We start from the raw sequence: 21,331 nt of genomic DNA, 5'->3' as shown, positions 1-21,331 counted from the left end.
GCCGGGAGGCCCGGTGTCGGTGGGTTCTGCCAGGGTCACGACATGCAGATCCTCGCCCTGGTCATCGGTCTCGTGATCGGCATCGCCGTCGGTGCGGTCGTCGCCTGGTCGCTCGCGCGGTCGCGCGCCGGCGTCGACGCCGCAGCGTCGCGCGCGAGCGCCGAGGCACTCCGCACGCGGCTCGACGAGGTCCGCCGCGACGCCGAGGAACGCCTCGACGCGCAGGACGCCCAGTACCGCCGACAGGTCGACTCCCTCGAACGGCGCGCGGCCGAGCTCGAGCACCTCGTGCAGCGCATGCACGGCGCCGACTCGGCCCGGAACCAGAACGAGTCGAAGGTGCTGTCCGCCCTCAGCCCCGTCGCGCAGACCCTCGACGTCATGCGCACGAAGATCGCCGAGCTCGAGCAGTCCCGCAGCGAGCAGTACGGCGCCCTGTCCGCGCAGCTCCGGTCGGCCGCCGAGTCCGAGGAACGCCTGCGCGCCACGGCCGACACCCTGGCCAGCGCCCTGTCGTCGAACAGCACCCGCGGGGTGTGGGGTGAGACGCAGCTGCGCAACGTGGTCGAGGCCGCCGGGTTGCTCGAGCGGGTCGACTTCGACGTGCAGTCCTCGGTCACCACCTCGGCCGGCACCGCCCGGCCCGACATGGTCGTGCACCTGCCCGGCGGCAAGACCATCGCCGTCGACGCCAAGGTGCCGTTCAGCGCCTACCTGCAGGCCGCCGAGATCCCGGCGACCGCAACCGGCGCCGAGGGGGCTCGCCGCGAGGCGCTCATCGGGCAGCACGTCAAGGCGCTCCGCGCGCACGTCGACGCCCTGGCCGCGCGCGAGTACTGGACCGGGTACGACGCCTCCCCCGAGCTCACCGTCGCCTTCATCCCGTCCGAGTCGCTCATCTCGAGCGCCCTCGCCGCCGACCCCGGCCTGCTCGACCACGCCTTCCGCAAGCGCATCGCGCTCGCCTCGCCCGTGACCCTGTGGTCCGTGCTGAAGACCGTCGCGTTCTCGTGGCAGCAGGACGTCGTCTCGCAAGAGGCGCACGAGCTCTTCCGGGTCTCACGCGAGCTCTACGGCCGACTCTCCACGATGGCGGGGCACGTCGACAAGCTCGGGCGTTCGATCCGGGGCTCCGTCGTCGACTACAACCGGTTCGTGGGGTCGCTCGAGCGGCAGGTGCTGCCGAGTGCACGGCGGTTGTCGCTGCTCGACGAGTCAAAGGTGATCGCGGACCCGGCGTCGATCGAGGACGAGCCGCGGTTGCTCACGGCGCCGGAGCTGGTGGGGGCGGTCGACGAGGACTGACCGTCACCCGTGGATCAGGCCTTCCTGCTCCGCGAGCCACACTGCTCGGTGCTCCTCCATTTCCTCCCACCAGACGTCGAAAGAGGTCCACTGACCCCGGTACTCCGTCCCGGGCGAAGCGAACGTGTGGATGATCAGCACAAGAGGGTCGTCCGAACGGTCGCCACCGTCGAAACAGAACACGTCGTCCGTGTCCTGGTGCTTCGCGAAGGGCACGAGGGAACGGGTCGGATACTGCTCCGCAACGATGTCAGCCCAGTTCTTTGTCTGGCTCTCGTACTCAGACGTCCACATGAAGGGATCGATGTCGGGAAGCGGGTCTTGTGCAAGGGCACGTTGGAAGCGCTCGGGGTACTGGAATCCCTCGGGCGCGATCAAGCGCGCCTCGGCTTGCCGTTCCTCGACGGTTGTTAGTCGACGTTCCCTCACTGTGGTGCTCCGGTGAGCTTCGGGAGGTCGTGAGACCCAGCTCGATTCGCTTTCGACCAATTCGTGCCTTGCGACTTTATCCGAACCCCGGCCGCTTCGGCTTCGCGAGGTTCATCGCCGCTTGAGGTTCAAGAGATCTTGATCATCGAGTTTCCCGAGCGCCGAATCGCGCTCAGCCTCTGGTGTGCGCGTGAGCGTCTCGAGCTCTTCGTCCGTCAGCGGGAGCATCGAGACGAACATGGTCTGCACTTCACGGCCATCACGACGGGTCGCTGACTCGGCCGGGAGCCACGGGTTCACATCGGCGATCAAGCCCGAGATGCGCGTTCCGATGAGAAGCGGTTCGCTGTTCCCGACCAGATCCCCGTAGGTGAACCCGCGCCCGCGTTCAAGGGCGACTTCCAATGCGGTCTGCAGCAGAATGAGCGCGCCCTCCCAGTGGTCAGCTTGCACTGTCACGAGGAGTTCTTGGGGAAACATGCTTGCGATCGGACGCTCAGCCAGTCCCGCGGACATCACCACGACGAACGGTTCCTTGGGGCCGGAGATCGCCAGAAGGTCGATCCCATCGACCTCGCCTGCCTGCTGCGCAGCACCGACGTCGGCTCCGAGGAATGAGGCAATCCATCCTACGTCTTGCACAACACGTGGCAGGGTCATGCACGCTCCTTCTTGGCCGCTGCGTCAAGGGTCTTGATCAGGGGCTTCGGCGCCAGGAATGCTCGCGCGAACCCTTGAGCGGTGAAGCCGTCTGCACCAACTTTGCGGGCTTTGGCTCCGGCACTCAACATCGCATTTGCACCCGACACCGCGTCGCCCACAGCGAGCGGGTGCGGGTTTGGTCGATTTGGTCGCACAGGAAGAGCACGTCGGACGAGGAGACGAAGCGGGGTCTCCCCATCTACCGTCGAGTTGAGCACGGCCGGATCGCCTCGAACTGCCGCTTGAATATCGGCGAGTGACCCGCGCGCAGCGGCCTCAAACACGACTGATCCATCCCCCTCGTCGTCATCGACCGCCCTGTCTCGGTGCAGCTCGGTGATGATCCCGGCGGGCGCGTCCGCAAAGAGTCGAGCGTAGCTCAGCGGGGTCGCGCCAAGGTCGTTGACGGAGCAGGGATCGGCTCCGGCAGCGAGCAAGAGGGTCACCGGATCGATTCCGCCGTCACCCGAGTTGGCTACTGCGAGCTGGAGAGCCGTCGACCCCCATCGATCCCGCGCGTCTACCTCCACCCCGAGGTCCAAGAGCGCTCGCATCGCTTGCACCGCACCGTTCTGAGCGGCGAAGTGGAGCGGCGTGATGGCATCCGGGTTCACTCGTGACGCTGCCGACGCTTCGAAACCTTCAGCTGCTGTCCTCGCGATCGCCCTCGGATCGTCGGCCGTGATCGCGTCCCAGAAAGCAGAACTGTCGGTTGCAGTGCTCATCGGTTGATTCTATCCAGCGCTTCCGCGTCCGGCCTCGTGCGCATGTGACATGTTCTCGTCAGGATCCTCGAGTCGGAACTTCTTCGGATCGTTCTCGTGTTCGATGACGCGCCGTCGACTCCATCCATTCTCCGTGGCATGAATGCGGGTCTCGCTCCACTCGTGGCCAGGGCGGTGCCCGTAATGCACCGCTCCGGCCTCCGGCACAGTCATGCCGGTGTCAGACGGACGACCCGTCTTCGGATGATGCAGCACAGGGTGCCCCTCCGGCGTCCGTTTGATCGGGATGACGGTACCGGTACCGGTACCGGAAAGGATGTCACCGTCGGGGGTCCGCTCTGCGTCCCGGATGATCGCCAACTTGGTGTCTTTCCGCAGCTGAACTCTGCTCCGGACGGCTGGGTTGGCGCGCACACGCGCGGCGAGTTCTGGGGAGACGTCCCGCAGCGTTCTCCTGATCTTCGTGCCTGTCTCGACGGCCTTCGTCGAGGCGGCGACCACCTTCGGAGCGCTTGCGAGCTTGCCAGCTACCCGCGCGATCGCCGCGGTTCGTCCCAGACCGCTGGCCAACGGGACGCAGTCGAGCAGGGAGAACGCGAGGTCCCACCCGTCGGCTTCACCCTTGCTCATCTTGTACAACGTGTCCGCCAACACCACGAGCGCGATCGCCGCGATGATCAACGTCCACGGCCCAGGGATGATCATCGCGATGATCCCGCCCACGGCCACGACGACCTTCGCCACCGACACGATGGTCTCCCACGCCTCGGACCCGAAGATCTTGTCCCACGTGGACTGCTTCCCCAGCCCCGCGTCGGCGGCTTCACCGATCTTCGTCGCGGTCCGCTGCTCCGCGTCCTGCCAGTCACCCTTCGCATCCGCCACGAGTCGCTTCGCTGCGTCGATCCGGGACTGCGCCGCCGCGATGTCGCCCTGCGCGGACGACACGGACCCCTGCGCGACGGCGGCGTTGTCGGACGCGGCCCGCAGCTGCGCCGGCGACGGCACGTCCACCCCGTCGGGCACGTCGGAGCCGGCCGGGTACTCGTCCGCGACCTTCGACAGGTCCTTCGACGCCGACTGGTAGTGCGACAGGTTCGACTGCGCATCGGAGAGCCGGTCCTGCGCCGCGGCGAGGTCCCCGGAGGCGTCCTTCGCGTCCGCGAGCGCCCCATCAGCCCGGTACTGGGTGTCATCGACCGTGTCCGCCCACCCCGACAACGCCGTCGCGGCGAGTTCGTACGAGTCGACGAGCTTGGTCAGGTCCGACGGGGTGTCCTCGATCGCGTCGACGAACACGTCGGCTGCTTCACCCTCCCAGTCGGTCAGCCACCCGGACCCCTTCACCGACTGCAGCCGGGTCGAGGCGTCATCCGCTGCGTCGGAGATGCGCTGGTACTCCCGCGACATCATCCGCAACGTCGACGGATCACCCTTGACCGGATCATCACCCTGATCGACAACGTCCCACCCCGACGGCCGCCCCATCATTCCTCCCCAGGTCCGATCTCTCGCCCTGTTCTCAGGCGCGCGAATGTGACCATATCAGGGGACATCGACGTGGACGCGTGCCCCCGACGCGGCCGCGGCGTCAGAGGGCTTCGCGGATGGCACCGAGCTCCGGGAACCCTCGGAGCCGGTACCGGGCGGGGCGGACGTCGAGCTCGTCGATCAGGTCGGTGGCCAACTCCCGGAGCCGACCGAAGGGCACGGGCTGCGTCTGGCCGTCGAGTGTGACGAGCACCACGGTGTCGACCGCGGCGACGATCGTCTCGACGTCCTGGGTCCACGACGAGTACGAGAAGGCCGGGGAGTCCTCGGCGAGCCGCGCAACCGACACCGCAGCGACGTGGACTTCCTCGCCCCGGCGATCGAACGACGCCTGCAGGTCGTCCTGCTGCAGGTTCGCGACCGTCGACGTCCACAGCGCTCGGATCGTCCGCAGTTCCCCGTCGAGCGACGGGTGCTCGAACCGTACCCACCCGTCAGCGCGCAGCACTATGGGCGGTCCGCTCAGGACCTCGCCCTCGTCGTCGGCCAGGATCTGCTGGGCGACACCGGCCGCGACCTGGAGCCCGTCCTCGTCCTCGTCGCCGGTGACGATGAACGTCGTCGGCGCCACCGGGAAGACCACTGCGCTGCCGCGGAACTCGATGCCCCGGAACGTCTGCGGTGCGAGCACGAGCACGACGGCGAGGTCAGGGTCCTGGATGACGATCGTGCCGGGCTGGATCACCGCGACGTCACCGCCGGCCTGCTCCTGCGCAGCAGCAACGGCCGCACGCAGGACGTCCTCGTCCGTCCACCCCATCTCGGCGAGCGCCGACGTGGTGAGGACCGAGCCGTCGTCATCGGCGAGGATCACCCCGAGGTCAGGCGCCACCGGCACGACGTGCGGCAGGCGGTCGTCCGTGCCGTCCGCTTGCGCACGCAGGGTGCGGATGCCTGCGGTGTCCAGTCCGACGATCCGTGCCGTGGTGACAGTCATGTGTCGAGCCTGTGCAACGGGGTGCCGACGGCGGACCGGCGACGCCCCGAGACGGCGGACGGAAGTTCTGCCTAGAACCACTTCTCCGCACGGTGGTCCGCCTGGATGCGACGGATGGTGTTCGAGCGCGACCGCAGCACGAGCGAGTCGGTGTGGATGACACCGCGCGAGCGACGGACACCGTCGACCAGGACGCCGTCGGTGACGCCCGTGGCGACGAAGAACGTGTTGTCACCCGTGACCAGGTCGTCCTGGTCGAGGACCTTGTCCAGGTCGTGGCCGGCGGCGATGGCGCGCTCGCGCTCCTCGTCGTCCTTCGGCTGGAGCTTGCCGAGGATCACACCGCCGAGCGCCTTGATCGCGCACGCCGTGATGATGCCCTCGGGGGTGCCACCGACGCCGACGCACATGTCGATCGTCGAGCCGGGCAGCGCCGCGGCGATGCCACCGGCGACGTCACCGTCGAGCAGCAGACGCGTGCCGGCGCCGGTTGCACGGATCGCGCGGATCAGCTCGTCGTGGCGGGGACGGTCGAGCACGGCCACGACCATGTCCTCGAGGTCCTTGCCCTTGGCCTTCGCCAGCGCGCGGATGTTCTCGCCGATCGGCTTCTCGAGGTCCAGGACCCCGCGGCCCTCGGGGCCGGCGGCGATCTTGTCCATGTAGAACACGGCGGAGGGGTCGTACATCGAACCGCGGTCCGAGACGGCCATGACGGAGATGGCGTTCTGACGGCCGGCGGCGGTGAGCGAGGTGCCGTCGATCGGGTCGACCGCGATGTCGCAGGCCGGGCCGTGGCCGTTGCCGACGTGCTCGCCGTTGTAGAGCATCGGGGCGTTGTCCTTCTCGCCCTCACCGATGACGACGACGCCGTCGAAGTTCACGGTGCCGAGGAACTTGCGCATCGCGTCGACGGCCGCACCGTCGGCGAGGTTCTTCTCACCACGCCCGACCCACGGCTGCGCACGGATCGCGGCGGCCTCCGTCGCACGCACGAGCTCGAGGGCCAGGTTGCGGTCGGGCTGGAGGAACAGGGAGCCGGTTTCCGTAGAGGGAGTCACGACCCGAGCCTACCGACCGGCGGCCGACCGGCGGTCCGGACACCGGGCCCGTGCACGCATGTGCACGGCGGACGCGAGCCGACCGCGTAACCCGCACCGTCCCTCCAGTCCGGCTGACTACGATCGGCGGGGACATCACCGAAGTCGAAGGAGATCCACGTGCCCATCGCAACGCCGGAACAGTACGCCGAGATGATCGAACGCGCGAAGGCGGGCAAGTTCGCGTACCCCGCGGTCAACGTGTCCTCGTCGCAGACCATCAACGCGGTCCTCCAGGGCCTGCAGGAGTCCGGCTCGGACGGCATCCTCCAGGTCACGACGGGCGGTGCCGACTACTTCGCCGGCCAGACGATCAAGAACCGTGCCGCCGGTGCCCTCGCGATGGCGAAGTTCGCCCACGAGGTCGCGAAGAACTACGACATCACGGTCGCGCTGCACACCGACCACTGCCCCAAGGACGCCCTCGACGGCTTCGTCCTGCCGCTCATCGCAGCGAGCGAGGAAGAGGTCCGCGCCGGGCGCAACCCGATCTTCCAGTCGCACATGTGGGACGGCTCGGCCGTGCCGCTCGACGAGAACATCGAGATCGCGAAGACCATGCTCGAGAAGACGCGGAACATCAACGCGATCCTCGAGGTCGAGATCGGCGTCGTCGGCGGCGAAGAGGACGGCGTCGAGCACGAGGGCACGAACGACGCCCTGTACACGACCCCGAACGACGTCGAGAAGGTCGTCGACGCACTCGGCCTGGGCGACAAGGGGCGCTGGATCGCCGCGCTCACCTTCGGCAACGTGCACGGCGTCTACAAGCCGGGCAACGTCAAGCTCCGCCCCGAACTCCTCGGCGAGATCCAGGCCTCGGTCGCGGCCAAGCACGGCACGGGCGAGAACCCGCTCGACCTCGTCTTCCACGGCGGCTCCGGCTCGACCGACGACGAGATCCACGAGGCCGTCCGCAACGGCGTCATCAAGATGAACATCGACACGGACACGCAGTACGCGTTCACACGCTCGATCGCGGACTCGATGTTCCGGAACTACGAGGGCGTCCTGAAGATCGACGGCGAGGTCGGCAACAAGAAGCAGTACGACCCCCGCGCCTGGGGCAAGGTCGCCGAGTCCGCCATGGCGGCTCGCGTGGGCGAGGCCGCGAAGGTCCTCGGCTCCGCCGGTCACACCAAGGGCTGACACCGGGAGCAACTGCCAGGAGGAACGGGGCGCGTCCGACGGACGTGCCCCGCTCTGCGTCCGGTCGACTCCACCGCATGCCACGATGGGCAGGTGACCGTCGACGCCATCGCCTCCGAGTTCGCCCAGTTCGTCACCGAGTCGCCCACCGCGTTCCACGCGGCAGCGGCCGCCCGCGACCGCCTCGTCGCAGCCGGGTTCACCGAGCTGTCCGAGCTCGACGCCTGGCCCACCGCACCCGGCGCGTACGTCGTGGTCCGCGACGGTGCGGTCATCGCGTGGCGCCTGCCGGAGGGTGCAACGGCGACGGCCCCGTTCCGGATCCTCGGCGCACACACCGACTCCCCCGGGTTCCGGATCAAGCCGAACCCCGGAGTCCGCACCGGCGGGTGGGAGCAGCTGAACGTCGAGGTCTACGGCGGCGCGCTCCTGTCGACGTGGTTCGACCGCGACCTGCGCATCGCCGGCCGGGTCGTCGACGCCGACGGCAGCGTGCGGCTCGTCAGCACCGACGCGGTCGCCCGCATCCCGAACCTCGCGATCCACCTCGACCGCGGGGTGAACGACGGCAAGGAGATCGACCGCCAGCGCCACACGCTGCCGATCGTCGGCGTGGACGGCGACGCCGGCGGGACCTCGGTCGTGGAGTGGTTGCGCGCTCGCCTCGGAGACGGTGCAGTCTCGTGGGACCTCTTCCTCGCCGACACCCAGGCCCCCGCCCGCATCGGCATCGAGCGCGAGTTCCTGGCCTCGGGCCGGATGGACAACCTGACGAGCGTGCACGCCGGACTCCGCGGCATCGTGGACGCCCCGGCCGACGGCGACCACATCCCCGTGTTCGCGGCGTTCGACCACGAGGAGATCGGCTCCTCGACCCCGTCCGGTGCCGGTGGCCCGTTCCTCGAGGACGTCCTCGGCCGCGTGCAGGAGGGTCTCGGCGCCACCCGCTCCGAGGCCGCCCGGGCGTTCCGCGCCTCGTGGCTGCTCTCGAGCGACGCCGGCCACCTGGTGCACCCGAACCAGCCGGAGAAGCACGACCCGACGAACCGCCCGCGCCCCGGAGCCGGTCCGCTGCTGAAGATCAGCGCGAACCAGCGCTACATGACCGAGGCCAAGGGCGAGGCCGTCTGGGCCGCCGCGTGCGACACCGCGGGGGTGCCGTGGCAGCCGTTCGTCAACGTCAACACGATCCCCGGTGGCTCGACCATCGGCCCGATCGCGGCGACCCGGCTCGGGATCCCGACGATCGACATCGGCGTCGGGCTGCTGTCGATGCACTCGATCCGCGAGCTCGTGCACGTCGAGGACCTGGCGTCACTGCACGGCGCCGTCGCGGCGTTCCTGGCCGGCTGAACCCCGGCTGGCTGAGCCCCGCCCAGCTCGGGTCAGGCGCCGGCCTGGCGCATCATGAACTCGACGAACTGCGGGTCCTGGAACACCACGACGACGAACGCGATGGTGCTCACGAAGGTGGCCACGACCGCGCCGACGATCGGCACCCAGAACGTGCGCTTGCGTGCCCGGAGCCGGCGGATCGACCACCACGCCACGAGCGCGAAGACCACGACGTTCGTGATCGCCCCGATGATCGCGGCACCGCTCAGTGCACTCGGGTCGTTCAGCGCCGTGTACTGCGTCTCGAGGGTCCGACGCACCGTCGACGCGACGTTCGTCACCGCGAGGGACTGCACCACGGAGATGAGTCCGAAGGCGAGCAGCCCCACCGTCAGGACGAAGTCGGCGGGCGTGCGGCCGAACCGGCTCGTCGACGCGGACCGCTGCGGCCCGCCCGTGGTCCGGTCTCCGGCTGCGCCGGGTCGGCCTGGAGGCACGGTGTCGGTCGGCGCACCGGCACCCGACCGGTACGCGGTCGCGCCGTCCTGCCCGGCCTGGCTCGCCGCCTGCTGGCGGCGGTCGCGCTCCTGCTGCTCGCGCTCCTGTCGTTCCTGTTCGACCAGGACCGGGTTGACCCATCCCTCGGGCGCGTACTCGCCGTACGCGGGGGCGGGTCGGCCGTGGACCCGGCCGCTGACGGCACCGGCGGCCGTCGTCGGGGCCGTGCCCCGGGCCTCCTGGCCGGCTGCCGCCGTGTCGTCGACGTGACCCGGCTCGCGCTGCGGCACCGAGCCCCAGCCGTCCGCGCCGCTCATGCCCGACGCCCGCCGAGCGCGCGCGTCGGGTTGCCCGACGCGTCGGTGCGGAGCTCCTTCGGGAGCGAGAACATCAGGTCTTCGTGTGCGGTCACGACTTCTTCCACGGCGCCGTACCCGGCGTCTGCGAGTTGTTCGAGGACCTCGGCGACGAGCTCTTCCGGGACGGACGCACCGCTCGTGACGCCGACGGTGGCGACGCCGTCGAGCCACTCCTGGCGGATCTCCTCCGCGTAGTCGACGCGGTGCGCGGCCTTCGCCCCGTGCTCCAGGGCGACCTCGACCAGACGGACGCTGTTCGACGAGTTCGCGGAGCCGACGACGATCACCAGGTCGGTGCCCGGGGCGACCTTCTTGATGGCGACCTGGCGGTTCTGGGTGGCGTAGCAGATGTCGTCGGACGGCGGGTTCGCGATCGTGGGGTACTTCTCGCGCAGCAGGCGGACGGTCTCCATCGTCTCGTCGACGCTCAGCGTGGTCTGCGACAGCCAGACGAGGTTGTCGGGGTCGGGGACGTCGAGCGCGGCGACGTCGTCCGGTCCGTTGACCAGGATCGTGCGGTCGGGGGCGTGTCCCATCGTGCCCTCGACCTCTTCGTGGCCGGTGTGCCCGATCAGGATGATGGTCCGCTCGGCCTTGGCGAACCGGGTGGCCTCGCGGTGGACCTTGGTGACCAGGGGGCAGGTGGCGTCGATGGCGTGCAGGTCGCGGTCGGCAGCACCGGCGACGACGGCCGGCGAGACGCCGTGGGCGCTGAAGACGACGTGCGAACCGCGCGGGACCTCGGCGACGTCGTCGACGAACACCGCACCGCGCTGCTCGAGCGTCGACACGACGTGGACGTTGTGGACGATCTGCTTGCGGACGTAGACCGGCTCGCCGTACTGCTCGAGCGCCTTCTCGACCGCCACCACCGCTCGGTCCACCCCGGCGCAGTAGCCGCGGGGTGCCGCGAGCAGCACCTTCTTCGGACCGGCGACCGGCTCGTCACGCAGTCGCCCACGCGCCGCGTGCACACGCGGTGGGGCGAGCGGGACCGTGTGGCCGTTGGTGATCGTCACGTCCCCGATGATAGGTGAGCGGGACGCACGCGACCTGGGCGCGGGCGCCGTCGGTGGAGAACCCGCCGCTCGCCCGCTGTCACCGGTGTCGGGCACGATGGACGTCCCGCACGAGAAGGAGCGACATGGCGATCGAACAAGGCCCGCCGACGGCCGACAACCCGTGGCCGGTCGCGCTCCTCGGCGCGAAGCTCCGCGACTGGATCGACCGGCTCGGCACCGCGTGGATCGAGGGCGAGATCACGCAGTGGAACGTCGCCGGCGGCAACGTGTACGGCAAGCTCAAGGACGTCGAGGTCGATGCGACGGTGTCGTTCTCGATCTGGTCGAGCGTGCGGTCCCGGGTGCCGGCGGACATCAAGCAGGGCGACCGGGTCGTCGCGGCCGTCAAGCCGAACTACTGGGTCAAGGGCGGCTCGCTGACCATGCAGGTCGTCGAGATGAAGCACGTCGGCCTCGGGGACCTGCTCGAACGGCTCGAACGCCTGCGCCGGACCCTGGGCGAAGAGGGGCTGTTCGACCCCGCACGCAAGAAGCGTCTGCCGTTCCTGCCGCACCGCATCGGCCTGATCACCGGCAAGGACTCCGACGCCGAGAAGGACGTCAAGCGCAACGCGCAGCTCCGGTGGCCGCAGGTCGAGTTCCGCACCGTCCACACCGCGGTGCAGGGCGAGCGCACCGTGGGCGAGGTCACGGCGGCGATCCTCGAACTCGACGCCGACCCGACGGTGGACGTCATCATCATCGCCCGTGGTGGCGGTGACTTCCAGAACCTCCTCGGCTTCAGCGACGAAGGACTCGTCCGCGCAGCAGCAGCGGCGAGCACACCGATCGTGTCGGCCATCGGGCACGAGGCCGACCGTCCCATCCTCGACGAGGTCGCGGACCTCCGTGCCTCCACCCCGACCGACGCCGCCAAGCGCGTCGTGCCCGACGTCGCGGAGGAGCTCGCGAACGTCCGGCAGGCCCGCGCCCGCATCGGCCTGCGGTTGTCGCAGACGCTCGCGGTCGAGGCCGACCGGATCGCCGCCCTCCGGTCACGCCCGGCGCTCGCGTCGACGGCGTGGCTCGTCGACACCCGTGCGGAAGAAGTGGCCCGCGACCTCTCCCGGTCGCGGGAGCTGCTCGATCGTCGGCTGGAGCGGGGCCACTCCGAGGTCGGGCACCTGACCGCCAGGCTCCGTGCGATGTCGCCGCGCGACACCCTGCGCCGCGGCTACGCGATCGTGCAGCGGGCCGACGGCGGCGTGGTGCGGTCGTCCGACGACCTGACCGGACGGACGCCGGTGCACGTCACGCTCGGCGCGGGGACGGCGACCGGAACGCTCGAGCCGGACGGGCCGGGTCCCGACGGGTCGGGTTCGACCGGGTCGGGTCCCGACGGGTCGAGTTCGACCGGGTCGGGTCCCGACGGGTCGGGTCCCGACGGGTCGGGTTCGACCGGGTCGGGTTCGGCCGCCTGACGCGTCGGGCTCGCCGACGGCCTGGTCACCAGCCTCGGTCGCGCAGCCAGGTCGTCGCCAACGTGCTCCACGCCTCGGCCGGCCCGAGGCCCTCGGCGAGCCCGATGCCGTGCACCCCGCGCTCGAACACGTGCAGGTCGAACGGCACCCCGTGCCGCGCCAGCGCGTGTGCGTAGGACAGCGAGTGCGTCACCGGCACGTGCTCGTCCTCGGCCGTGTGCCACAGGAAGGTCGGCGGGGTCCGGTCGTCGACGAGCAGGTCCGCGTCCACCGCGGACCGCTCGCGGACGCTCGCGCCCGGTCCGAGCAGGTTGTCGGAGCTGCCGACGTGCGGGTGGTCCGTCATCGACGTCACCGGGTAGCAGAGCACCGTCAGGTCGGGTCGGTCGTCGACGTCCGACACGGCGCGCTCGGCCGGCGTCGGTGCGTTCGACACGAGGGCCGCCAGGTGCCCGCCTGCCGACGAACCGATCACGACGATCCGCGGATCGGACGGGAGGCCCGCCCAGCGTCCGGCACGCAGGTCGCGGACGAGCGCTCGGGTCGCCACCACGGCGTCCGGGTGGCGGTGCGGGGCGAGCGGGTACGCGAACACGACCGCGTCGATGCCGATCCCGTTCAGCCAGCGGGCGTACCCCTCACCCTCGTGCGGAGCGTGCATGCCGTACCCGCCGCCGGGCAGGACGACCGCGAGCGAGGGGCGGTCCGGCAGCCCGTCGCGCTCCGCGCTCGGTCCGTCCGGTGCCGGGTACCAGTCCACGCCCTCGGGGAGATCCGTCATGGCGCGACCCTACCGGCCGGTGTTCTCCCCAGGCGCAGCGGGCACGTCGGTCAGTCGGTGGACCCTCGGTAGGATCGAGTCGTGCCATCCCAGCAGGAACCCGAGCAGACCGACGTCCAGTCGCTGAGCTACGAAGCAGCCCGCGACGAACTCGTGCGCGTCGTGAGCGAGCTCGAACAGGGCTCCGCGACCCTCGAGCGCTCGCTGTCGCTCTGGGAGCGCGGCGAGGCCCTGGCCGCCCGGTGCGAAGAGTGGCTCGTCGGTGCCCGGGCCCGGCTCGACGCGGCCCGCGCGGCCAGCAGCGCCGAGGACGGCTCCGCCCGATGACCGACGCGAACGGTCGCCCGATCGTCGCCGAGCTCGGCCGACCCGAGACGGCAGAGGAGACCTGGGCACGCAAGGACGCCGCACGGACCGCTCGCCGCCAGCACCAGACGGCCTTCAACCTCGTGATCGCGCTCATCGCGTCGCTCGGCATCGTGCTGTTCCTCGTCGCCGTCGTCGTGCGGCCGAACACCACGGTCGACCGCACGGTCGACTACCAGCAGATCGCGGCCGACGCCCACGTCGGCGACATCACGCTCGCCGCCCCCGACCTGCCGAGCGGCTTCACTTCGAACCGCGCCGACTTCTCCGACAAGACCTCGGACGACGTCGACGTCTGGACCGTCGGGTTCGTGACGCCGGACAAGCAGTACCTCAGCCTGCAGCAGGGCGTGGACGCGAACGGCTCGTGGGTGTCGAACCAGCTCGACCAGCGACCGTCGACCGGCACCCGCGTCATCGACGGTACGAAGTGGACCGTGTACGACCGACGGGCCGAGGGCTCCGACGCCGGCAACCACGCGTACTCGCTCGTGTCGACGTTCGGCACCAACACGATCGTGCTCTCCGGCACCGCCGACGACTCGTCGTACCGCACCGTGGCCACGGCCGTGACGAAGCAGTTCTCCCAGTAGCGACCGCCGGACGAATCCTGCCGGACACCCCGCAGCCCGACCACTCGACCTGATCCGACCCGATCCGAGGAGCCCCATGCCCGACCGCGCCGCCTCCACCCCGTCCGACGCCCTGCGCCTGCTCGTCGACGGCAACGCCCGCTTCGCCGCCGACAAGCGCCGCATGGGCCGCACGGACCCCGACCGCCGCACCGAGCTGCAGGGGTCGCAGGCGCCGTTCGCGACCGTCCTCGGCTGCTCCGACTCGCGCGTGCCGTTCGAGCACGTGTTCGACGCGGGCATCGGCGACCTCTTCGCCATCCGCAACGCCGGGCAGATCGTCGACGACGTCGTGCTCGGGTCGATCGAGTTCGCGGTCGTCGCGCTCGGCACCCCGCTCGTCGTCGTCCTGCGCCACACCCGGTGCGGTGCCGTCGCCGCGGCCCGCTCGGGTGAGCCGGTCCCCGCGCCGCACCTGCAGGCACTGGTCGACGCCATCGCCCCGAGCGTCGAGAAGGTCCGTGCCACCGACGCCGAGCTCCCGCAGGAAGCAATCGGCGCCGCCCACCTCGAGGCCACGCTCCGTCAGGTGCTCGAGCGCTCCGGTGCCGTCTCCGACGCGATCGCCGAGGGCCGGCTGGCCGTCGTCGGCGCGACCTACGACCTCGGCACGGGCGAGGTCACCATCGACACGGTCGTCGGCAACGCCTGACGGCCCCGCGGCGTCGCACCCGCACGTCCCACATCCGTCGCACCGGTACAGTCGAACGAGACGCCCGGCGCCGGTTCCGTGACCCACGGAGACCTCGTGCGCCGGCGCAGTCCCCCGACGCGACCGCGTCCGGCGAGCACCCCAGGAAGGACCACGACGACGTGACCGACACCACCGAGACCGAGTTCCGCATCGAGCACGACACCATGGGCGAGGTGCGGGTGCCGAAGTCGGCGTTGTACCGCGCCCAGACCCAGCGCGCGGTCGAGAACTTCCCCATCTCGGGCACCGGGCTCGAGTCGGCCCAGATCGTGGCGCTCGCCCGCATCAAGCGCGCCGCGGCCGTCGTGAACGGCGAGCTCGGCATCGTCGAGCCCGCCGTCGCCGACGCCATCGCGGGCGCGGCGGACCTGATCATCGGTGGGCAGCACCACGACCAGTTCCCCGTCGACGTGTACCAGACCGGCAGCGGCACCTCGTCGAACATGAACATGAACGAGGTCCTGGCCACGCTGGCGTCGGACATCGGCGGCACCGCGGTGCACCCGAACGACCACGTCAACGCCTCGCAGTCGTCGAACGACGTGTTCCCGACCTCGGTGCACGTCGCCGTGACCGAAGCCCTGCTGCGCTCGCTCGTCCCGGCGCTCGAGCACCTCGCCGAGTCGCTCGAGACCAAGGCCACGTTGTGGGCCGACGCCGTGAAGTCCGGCCGCACGCACCTGATGGACGCCACCCCGGTCACCCTCGGCCAGGAGTTCGGTGGCTACGCACGCCAGATCCGCCTGGGCATCGAGCGGGTCACCGCGACGCTCCCCCGCGTCGCCGAGGTCCCGCTCGGCGGCACCGCCGTCGGCACCGGCATCAACACCCCGAAGGGCTTCCCGCAGCGGGTCATCGCCCAGCTCGCGAGCGACACCGACCTGCCGATCACCGAGGCCGTCGACCACTTCGAGGCCCAGGGCGCGCGCGACGCCCTGGTCGAGGCCTCCGGGGCGCTCAAGGTGCTCGCGGTCAGCCTGACGAAGATCAACAACGACCTGCGCTGGATGGGGTCCGGCCCGAACACCGGGCTCGGCGAACTGCACATCCCCGACCTGCAGCCGGGCTCGTCGATCATGCCCGGCAAGGTCAACCCGGTCATCCCCGAGGCCACCCTGATGGTGGGCGCGCGGGTCATCGGCAACGACGCCACCATCGCCTGGGCGGGTGCGTCCGGTGCGTTCGAGCTCAACGTCGCGATCCCGGTCATGGGGACGGCGCTGCTCGAGTCGATCCGCCTGCTGGCGAACAGCTCACGGGTGCTGGCCGACAAGACCATCAACGGGCTGCAGGCAAACCTCGAGCGGGCCCGGGCGTTCGCCGAGTCGTCGCCGTCGATCGTCACCCCGCTCAACCGGGTCATCGGCTACGAGGCCGCGGCGAAGGTCGCGAAGTACGCTGTCGCCGAGGGCATCACCGTCCGCCAGGCCGTCGTGGCGCTCGGCCACGTCGAGCGTGGCGAGGTCACCGAGGAGCAGCTCGACGCGGCACTGGACGTCCTGTCCATGACCCACCCGAGCTGAGCCGCTGCCGCGGGCAAGTCTCGCGGTGAGCGACAGTTCTCGCGCCGCTGAGCGCGAGAACTGTCGCTCAAGCCGAGTCTCGGCCGAGGGACCTAGACCAGGTCGGGCGAGTCCAGCAGGTCCGTCACGAGGGCGGCGATCGCGGAGCGCTCCGACCGCGTCAGCGTGACGTGGGCGAACAGCGGGTGGCCCTTGAGCCGCTCGATGACGCTCGCGATGCCGTCGTGCCGTCCGACCCGCAGGTTGTCGCGCTGCGCGACGTCGTGGGTGAGCACCACGCGGGAGTTCTGCCCGATGCGGGAGAGCATGGTGAGCAGCACGTTCCGTTCGAGTGACTGGGCCTCGTCCACGATCACGAACGCGTCGTGCAGGGACCGACCGCGGATGTGCGTGAGCGGCAGGACCTCGATCAGGCCGCGTTCGACGACCTCGTCGAGGACGTTGTCGGACACCACCGACCCGAGGGTGTCGTAGACCGCCTGCGCCCACGGGTTCATCTTCTCGCCGGCGTCACCGGGCAGGAACCCGAGGTCCTGGCCGCCCACGGCGTACAGCGGCCGGAACACCATGATCTTCTTGTGCTGCTGCCGCTCGAGCACTGCTTCGAGCCCGGCGCACAGGGCCAGTGCGGACTTGCCCGTGCCGGCGCTGCCGCCCAGGGAGACGATGCCGATCTCGGAGTCGAGCAGGGCGTCGATCGCGAGCCGCTGCTCGGCCGACCGGCCGCGCAGCCCGAAGACCTCGCGGTCGCCACGGACCAGGGCGACGGAACCGGCGGTGTGCACACGGCCGAGGGCCGAACCGCGCTCGGAGTGGATGACGACACCGGTGTTGACCGGCACGCCGTCGAGCTGGACGGAGCGGATCTCCTCCTTCTCGTACAGGTCGGCCATCTGCTCGCCGGACACCTGCAGGTCGGCGATGCCCGTGTAGCCGGAGTCGACCGCGAGCTCGGCACGGTACTCCTCTGCCGCCATCCCGATCGACGACGCCTTGACGCGCAGGGGCAGGTCCTTCGACACGACGACCACGTCGAGCCCGTCGTTCTGCAGGTTCGAGGCGACGGCGAGGATGCGGGAGTCGTTGTCGCCGAGCTGCAGCCCGGACGGCAGGACGGACTGGTTGGAGTGGTTCAGCTCGACGCGGAAGGAACCGCCGTCACCGAGCGCGATCGGGAAGTCGAGCCGTTCGTGTTCGATGCGCATCTCGTCCAGCAGCCGCAGGGCCTGCCGTGCGAAGTACCCGATCTCCGGGTCGTTGCGCTTCGACTCGAGTTCGCTGACGACCACCACGGGCAGGACCACCGCGTGCTCGGCGAAGCGGAACAACGCCCGCGGATCGCTGAGGAGCACCGATGTGTCGAGCACGTACGTGCGCTGGGCGACCGACGTGGACGAGTCCGCGGTGTGCTGGTGCTGGGTTCCGCGAGAGACGTTCTGAGAGGTCACGACCACTCCATCCCCGGGCCGCGAGCAGCCCGGTCCATGTCCTCGAACGCGGCCGTGGAGCGGGTCCCGAAGCACCGACTGTGGCCGCTTCGATCGGGCGCGGTGCCCGATGGGGACAACGTACGTCCGCCCTCCGACACCCCGCCAGCGACACGCGGTTCCCGGCGTTACGGTCACGTGAACAACGTGACACCGGCAGTCGACGTGGCCGACCGCCGGAGTGGAGGCCCGTGGCGGCGCCGCCACGCGCCTCCCGTCCGACACGGTGCAAGCCGAGACTCGGCGACGCTGCCTCGAGACTCGCGGTGAGCGACAGTTCGCGCGCTGTGCAGCGCGAGAACTGTCGCTCAGACCGAGACTCGGCGCGGCGGGCGCGCGCTACTGCAGCGTGGCGTACGAGACGCAGGCGTCCCGGAACATGTCCAGCGTCTCGTCCGTGGTCGACGCGAACACCGACACCCGCGCGACGCCGAGCCGCGTCGTCGCGGTCACGCCGTGGTTGTGCAGCGCCGCGGACAGCGCGGTCAGACGCCCCTCGGCCGGCCGCAGCACGACGATGCCGGCGCGCTCGCGCGGGTCACGGCTGGACTCGACCTCGAGCCCGAACTCGTCCGCGATCGCGAACACTCGCTCGACGCGCTCGGTGACGCGCTCCTGCACGGCGGCGACACCGACGGCGGTCAGCCGGTCCAGCGACACCGCGAGGCGCGCCTGCGCGATGGGGTCGATGCGGGTCATCTGGTACCCGGCGGCACCCGGGCGCACGGCGGGGACGTCCACGGGCCAGCCGGTGGTGCCGTGCGGGCCGGACAGGGCCGGACGCAGCCGGTTCAGGGCGCGGTCACTGAAGGCGGTGAAGCCCGTGCCCCAGCCGGCGTGCAGCCACTTCTGGCCGCCGGTCGCGACGACGTCCGCGATCTCGTAGGGGGCATCGACGACCCCGAAGCCCTGGATCGCGTCGAGGATCAGCAGGCGGTCGCCGATGACCTCGCGGATGCCGGCGAGGTCGGCCAGGTAGCCGGTGCGCCAGTCGACCAGCGACACCGCCACGGCCGTCACGTCGTCGGTCAGGCGCTCCTGGATGAGCGAGGGGGTCATCCACCCGGCACCGGACTCGATGACGACGGGCTGGACGCGGCCGCCGGTCGCCGAGGCGGCACTCGCCAGCGCGAGCGGCAGCGAGGGGTACTCGTCGGCCGACACCAGCACGCCGCCGGTCACGCCGAAGGCGGTGTGCAGCAGACCGGGGGTCGTCGCGGTCTGCGAGACGACCTGGTCCTCGCGGCGACCGACCAAGCGGGCGGCGACCGTTCTGACTCGGGCGTCCTGCTCGTCGAGGGTCTCCATGGCGCCGAAGCGCATGTGCTCCTGGATCGTGCCGAGCACGCGCTGCTCCTCGAGCACGGCGGTCTGCACGGGGCCGAACGCAGCGTGGTCGAGGTAGCCGGGGTCCTCGGAGAAGCCGGCGGCGTACTCGTCGATGTTCACAGGGGTGCACCTTTCACAGTGTCGAACCCTGAGAGCCTACTGGGACGGGGCTGCCGCGGCCGACGCGACGCGGGACGTGGCCACTCCGTGCGCGGTGTGGGCCGCCTCAGCCGCCTCAGCCGCCGAAGCGTCGCGACCGCAGCCCGAAGTCGCGGACGGCACGCAGGAAGTCGACCTCGCGCAGGTCGGGGTAGAGCGCCTCGACGAAGTAGAACTCGCTGTGCGCGCTCTGCCAGAGCATGAAGTCGGACAACCGCTGCTCGCCCGAGGTCCGGATCACCAGGTCGGGGTCGGGCTGTCCCTGCGTGTACAGGTGGTCGCCGATGAGCTCCGGGGTCAGGACCTCGGCCAGGGTGTCGATCGTGCCGCCACCCGCGCCGTGCGACTCCACGATGCTGCGCATGGCGTCGGCGATCTCGCGGCGTCCGCCGTACCCGACGGCCAGGTTGATGTGGAGTCCGGTCCGGCCGGCGGTGCGCTCCTCGGCCTGCGCGAGCGCGGAGACGAGCGAGTCGGGCAGGCCCTCGTTCGACCCGACGTGCTGCACGCGCCAGTCCGTGGTGTCGGCGAGCACCCCGGCCAGGTCGCCGATGATGCCGACGAGCTCGCTGAGTTCCGCTCCGGCACGTCCGGTCAGGTTGTCGGCGGAGAGCAGGTAGAGCGTCACGACCTCGATGCCGAGCTCGTCGCACCAGGTCAGGAACTCCGGGATCTTCGCGGCGCCGGCGCGGTGGCCGTGCGCGGCGGACTCGAGCCCGAGCTGCTTCGCCCACCGACGGTTGCCGTCGACGATCATGGCGACGTGCTTCGGCTTCGCGCTGCCCTCGATCTGGCGGCGGATGCGGCTCTGGTAGGCGCGGTAGAGGATCCCTCGTCCTGCCCATCCCACCCTGCCGGTCACGCACCGAGCGTAGTGCACCGTCGGTCGGAGCGTCCCGAGTGCGGCTCCCCCAGAACTCGTGGCATCCGTTCGGGCACGGGGCTTACAGTCGGCACATGCAGGACGAGCACGAGACCGCCACCCTCCCCCACGTCCCGTTCACCGAAGAGGCCGCGACGACCACGGAGGACACCCGCCCCGCCTGGCGCGGGTGGATCCACCTCGGCGCGTTCCCGTTCGCCATCGCGATGGGCATCGTCCTCATCGCCCTGGCCGACAGCACCGCGGCGAAGGTCGGCAGCGCGGTGTTCATGGCCACGTCGCTGGCCATGTTCGGGGTCTCCGCGACGTACCACCGGTTCCCGTGGGGGCCGACCGTCAAGGCGGTGCTCAAGCGCATCGACCACACGAACATCCTGCTGCTCATCGCCGGCACCTACACGCCGATCGCGATCTGCGCCCTGCCGCACACCCTGATGGTGGTCGTGCTCTGGGTGATGTGGTCCGGCGCCGCCCTCGGCATCGCCTTCCGGGTGCTGTGGATCAACGCGCCCCGGTGGCTGTACGTGCCGATCTACCTGGTGCTCGGCTGCGCGGCGCTCGGGCTGCTGCCGCAGTTCTTCGCGGCGAGCGTCCCGATGACCGTGCTCATCCTGTCCGGCGGTGTCGCGTACATCATCGGCGCGCTCGTCTACGGCTTCAAGCGGCCGAACCCGGTGCCCACCCAGTTCGGCTTCCACGAGGTGTTCCACGCCCTGACGGTCGTGGCCTTCGGCGCGCAGTGGGTCGGCGTGCTCATCGTCGCCCTGGACCCGGTGCGCTGACGGTCGCACGTTCCTTCCCAGAACGCGCGCGATGCCTGGTCGTTCCGGGCGTACTCACCCGGAACTTTCGACCAAGTACGCCCTATCCGCCCAGGTACGCCCGGTTCCGTCAGGCGCTAGCGG

Annotated in this window: 21 protein-coding genes; 9 read left to right on the top strand and 12 right to left on the bottom strand. The window is 70.4% G+C overall.

The genetic code is table 11. The annotated features are described in order from the left end of the window. The first annotated feature begins 42 nt into the window (after positions 1 to 42). A complete protein-coding gene (locus ITJ60_RS17750; RefSeq protein ID WP_194648879.1) occupies positions 43 to 1,305 on the top strand; it encodes a DNA recombination protein RmuC in 1,263 nt (420 codons plus the stop codon). A gap of 3 nt (positions 1,306 to 1,308) precedes the next feature. Here ITJ60_RS17750 and ITJ60_RS17745 read toward each other — a convergent pair whose 3' ends face one another. The 6 genes from ITJ60_RS17745 to glpX form a co-directional block, all read right to left on the bottom strand. Next, complete coding sequence (locus tag ITJ60_RS17745) at positions 1,309 to 1,683, bottom strand: SMI1/KNR4 family protein (RefSeq protein WP_194648878.1); 375 nt, start codon at positions 1,681 to 1,683, stop codon at positions 1,309 to 1,311. A gap of 162 nt (positions 1,684 to 1,845) precedes the next feature. After that, complete coding sequence (locus ITJ60_RS17740; protein ID WP_194648877.1) at positions 1,846 to 2,394, bottom strand: suppressor of fused domain protein; 549 nt, start codon at positions 2,392 to 2,394, stop codon at positions 1,846 to 1,848. After that, the gene (locus ITJ60_RS17735; RefSeq protein ID WP_194648876.1) at positions 2,391 to 3,161 is read right to left on the bottom strand and encodes an ankyrin repeat domain-containing protein; all 771 of its coding nucleotides are present in this window, start codon (positions 3,159 to 3,161) and stop codon (positions 2,391 to 2,393) included. Before ITJ60_RS17735 ends, ITJ60_RS17740 begins: the two co-directional genes overlap by 4 nt. Positions 3,162 to 3,170: 9 nt before the next feature. Continuing rightward, the gene (locus ITJ60_RS17730; RefSeq protein ID WP_323749212.1) at positions 3,171 to 4,649 is read right to left on the bottom strand and encodes a GH-E family nuclease; all 1,479 of its coding nucleotides are present in this window, start codon (positions 4,647 to 4,649) and stop codon (positions 3,171 to 3,173) included. A 103-nt stretch (positions 4,650 to 4,752) separates the two neighbouring features. Continuing rightward, positions 4,753 to 5,649, bottom strand: a complete 897-nt coding sequence (locus ITJ60_RS17725) for a hypothetical protein (RefSeq protein ID WP_194648874.1) — start codon at positions 5,647 to 5,649, stop codon at positions 4,753 to 4,755. Positions 5,650 to 5,720: 71 nt separating this feature from the next. Then, positions 5,721 to 6,710 (bottom strand): class II fructose-bisphosphatase, encoded by a 990-nt coding sequence (glpX, locus tag ITJ60_RS17720; protein ID WP_111084799.1) that lies wholly within the window; start codon positions 6,708 to 6,710, stop codon positions 5,721 to 5,723. A 159-nt stretch (positions 6,711 to 6,869) separates the two neighbouring features. Here glpX and fbaA point away from each other — a divergent pair, with 159 nt between their 5' ends. Further along, complete coding sequence (gene fbaA / locus ITJ60_RS17715; RefSeq protein ID WP_123294161.1) at positions 6,870 to 7,898, top strand: class II fructose-bisphosphate aldolase; 1,029 nt, start codon at positions 6,870 to 6,872, stop codon at positions 7,896 to 7,898. A gap of 93 nt (positions 7,899 to 7,991) precedes the next feature. Then, positions 7,992 to 9,251: a M18 family aminopeptidase gene (locus tag ITJ60_RS17710; protein ID WP_194648873.1), complete on the top strand. Its 1,260-nt coding sequence runs from the start codon at positions 7,992 to 7,994 to the stop codon at positions 9,249 to 9,251. Between the two features lie 32 nt (positions 9,252 to 9,283). On the opposite strand, the gene ITJ60_RS17705 is transcribed toward ITJ60_RS17710, so the two are convergent. Beyond that, the gene (locus ITJ60_RS17705; RefSeq protein WP_194648872.1) at positions 9,284 to 10,048 is read right to left on the bottom strand and encodes a DUF6264 family protein; all 765 of its coding nucleotides are present in this window, start codon (positions 10,046 to 10,048) and stop codon (positions 9,284 to 9,286) included. Further along, positions 10,045 to 11,109 (bottom strand): 4-hydroxy-3-methylbut-2-enyl diphosphate reductase, encoded by a 1,065-nt coding sequence (locus ITJ60_RS17700; protein WP_374102062.1) that lies wholly within the window; start codon positions 11,107 to 11,109, stop codon positions 10,045 to 10,047. The genes ITJ60_RS17705 and ITJ60_RS17700 overlap by 4 nt, the downstream gene beginning before the upstream one ends. Positions 11,110 to 11,234: 125 nt before the next feature. On the opposite strand from ITJ60_RS17700, the gene xseA reads away from it, so the two are divergent. Further along, entirely contained in the window at positions 11,235 to 12,572 is a 1,338-nt protein-coding gene (xseA, locus tag ITJ60_RS17695; protein ID WP_228510612.1) for an exodeoxyribonuclease VII large subunit, read from the top strand. A 25-nt stretch (positions 12,573 to 12,597) separates the two neighbouring features. Here the strand turns inward: xseA and ITJ60_RS17690 are convergent, their stop codons facing one another. Then, positions 12,598 to 13,353, bottom strand: a complete 756-nt coding sequence (locus ITJ60_RS17690; RefSeq protein ID WP_194648871.1) for an alpha/beta hydrolase — start codon at positions 13,351 to 13,353, stop codon at positions 12,598 to 12,600. Between the two features lie 81 nt (positions 13,354 to 13,434). Here ITJ60_RS17690 and ITJ60_RS17685 point away from each other — a divergent pair, with 81 nt between their 5' ends. From ITJ60_RS17685 to ITJ60_RS17670, 4 genes are all read left to right on the top strand, one after another. Beyond that, entirely contained in the window at positions 13,435 to 13,680 is a 246-nt protein-coding gene (locus ITJ60_RS17685) for an exodeoxyribonuclease VII small subunit (RefSeq protein WP_111084805.1), read from the top strand. Then, a complete protein-coding gene (locus ITJ60_RS17680; protein ID WP_123340653.1) occupies positions 13,677 to 14,312 on the top strand; it encodes a DUF4245 domain-containing protein in 636 nt (211 codons plus the stop codon). Before ITJ60_RS17685 ends, ITJ60_RS17680 begins: the two co-directional genes overlap by 4 nt. Before the next feature lie 76 nt (positions 14,313 to 14,388). After that, a complete protein-coding gene (locus tag ITJ60_RS17675; RefSeq protein WP_111084807.1) occupies positions 14,389 to 15,003 on the top strand; it encodes a carbonic anhydrase in 615 nt (204 codons plus the stop codon). A 161-nt stretch (positions 15,004 to 15,164) separates the two neighbouring features. After that, positions 15,165 to 16,568 (top strand): class II fumarate hydratase, encoded by a 1,404-nt coding sequence (locus ITJ60_RS17670; protein ID WP_194648870.1) that lies wholly within the window; start codon positions 15,165 to 15,167, stop codon positions 16,566 to 16,568. A 92-nt stretch (positions 16,569 to 16,660) separates the two neighbouring features. Here ITJ60_RS17670 and ITJ60_RS17665 read toward each other — a convergent pair whose 3' ends face one another. The 3 genes from ITJ60_RS17665 to ITJ60_RS17655 all read right to left on the bottom strand — a co-directional run bounded on the left by ITJ60_RS17665 (position 16,661) and on the right by ITJ60_RS17655 (position 20,405). Further along, positions 16,661 to 18,022 carry a PhoH family protein gene (locus ITJ60_RS17665; protein WP_181437469.1) on the bottom strand — a complete coding sequence of 454 codons (1,362 nt, stop codon included), beginning with the start codon at positions 18,020 to 18,022 and terminating at the stop codon, positions 16,661 to 16,663. 372 nt (positions 18,023 to 18,394) lie between these two features. Beyond that, complete coding sequence (locus ITJ60_RS17660) at positions 18,395 to 19,504, bottom strand: aminotransferase class V-fold PLP-dependent enzyme (RefSeq protein WP_194648869.1); 1,110 nt, start codon at positions 19,502 to 19,504, stop codon at positions 18,395 to 18,397. 115 nt (positions 19,505 to 19,619) lie between these two features. After that, entirely contained in the window at positions 19,620 to 20,405 is a 786-nt protein-coding gene (locus ITJ60_RS17655; RefSeq protein WP_173170760.1) for an isoprenyl transferase, read from the bottom strand. A 95-nt stretch (positions 20,406 to 20,500) separates the two neighbouring features. Here ITJ60_RS17655 and trhA point away from each other — a divergent pair, with 95 nt between their 5' ends. Continuing rightward, the gene (trhA, locus tag ITJ60_RS17650; RefSeq protein ID WP_123294746.1) at positions 20,501 to 21,208 is read left to right on the top strand and encodes a PAQR family membrane homeostasis protein TrhA; all 708 of its coding nucleotides are present in this window, start codon (positions 20,501 to 20,503) and stop codon (positions 21,206 to 21,208) included. Positions 21,209 to 21,331: the final 123 nt, after the last annotated feature.

This window comes from Curtobacterium sp. VKM Ac-2884 (assembly GCF_015350945.1).
Lineage (GTDB): Bacteria > Actinomycetota > Actinomycetes > Actinomycetales > Microbacteriaceae > Curtobacterium.
This window is presented reverse-complemented; position numbering and strand designations above follow the sequence as displayed.

Excerpts from the sequence above, each read along its gene's own strand:
- ITJ60_RS17750 (WP_194648879.1), top strand. The coding sequence starts at position 43 with ATGCAGATCCTCGCCCTGGTCATCGGTCTCGTGATCGGCATCGCCGTC.
- ITJ60_RS17740 (WP_194648877.1), bottom strand. The coding sequence starts at position 2,394 with ATGACCCTGCCACGTGTTGTGCAAGACGTAGGATGGATTGCCTCATTC.
- ITJ60_RS17735 (WP_194648876.1), bottom strand. The coding sequence starts at position 3,161 with ATGAGCACTGCAACCGACAGTTCTGCTTTCTGGGACGCGATCACGGCC.
- ITJ60_RS17730 (WP_323749212.1), bottom strand. The coding sequence starts at position 4,649 with ATGGGGCGGCCGTCGGGGTGGGACGTTGTCGATCAGGGTGATGATCCG.
- ITJ60_RS17725 (WP_194648874.1), bottom strand. The coding sequence starts at position 5,649 with ATGACTGTCACCACGGCACGGATCGTCGGACTGGACACCGCAGGCATC.
- ITJ60_RS17705 (WP_194648872.1), bottom strand. The coding sequence starts at position 10,048 with ATGAGCGGCGCGGACGGCTGGGGCTCGGTGCCGCAGCGCGAGCCGGGT.
- xseA (WP_228510612.1), top strand. The coding sequence starts at position 11,235 with ATGGCGATCGAACAAGGCCCGCCGACGGCCGACAACCCGTGGCCGGTC.
- ITJ60_RS17690 (WP_194648871.1), bottom strand. The coding sequence starts at position 13,353 with ATGACGGATCTCCCCGAGGGCGTGGACTGGTACCCGGCACCGGACGGA.
- ITJ60_RS17680 (WP_123340653.1), top strand. The coding sequence starts at position 13,677 with ATGACCGACGCGAACGGTCGCCCGATCGTCGCCGAGCTCGGCCGACCC.
- ITJ60_RS17675 (WP_111084807.1), top strand. The coding sequence starts at position 14,389 with ATGCCCGACCGCGCCGCCTCCACCCCGTCCGACGCCCTGCGCCTGCTC.
- trhA (WP_123294746.1), top strand. The coding sequence starts at position 20,501 with ATGCAGGACGAGCACGAGACCGCCACCCTCCCCCACGTCCCGTTCACC.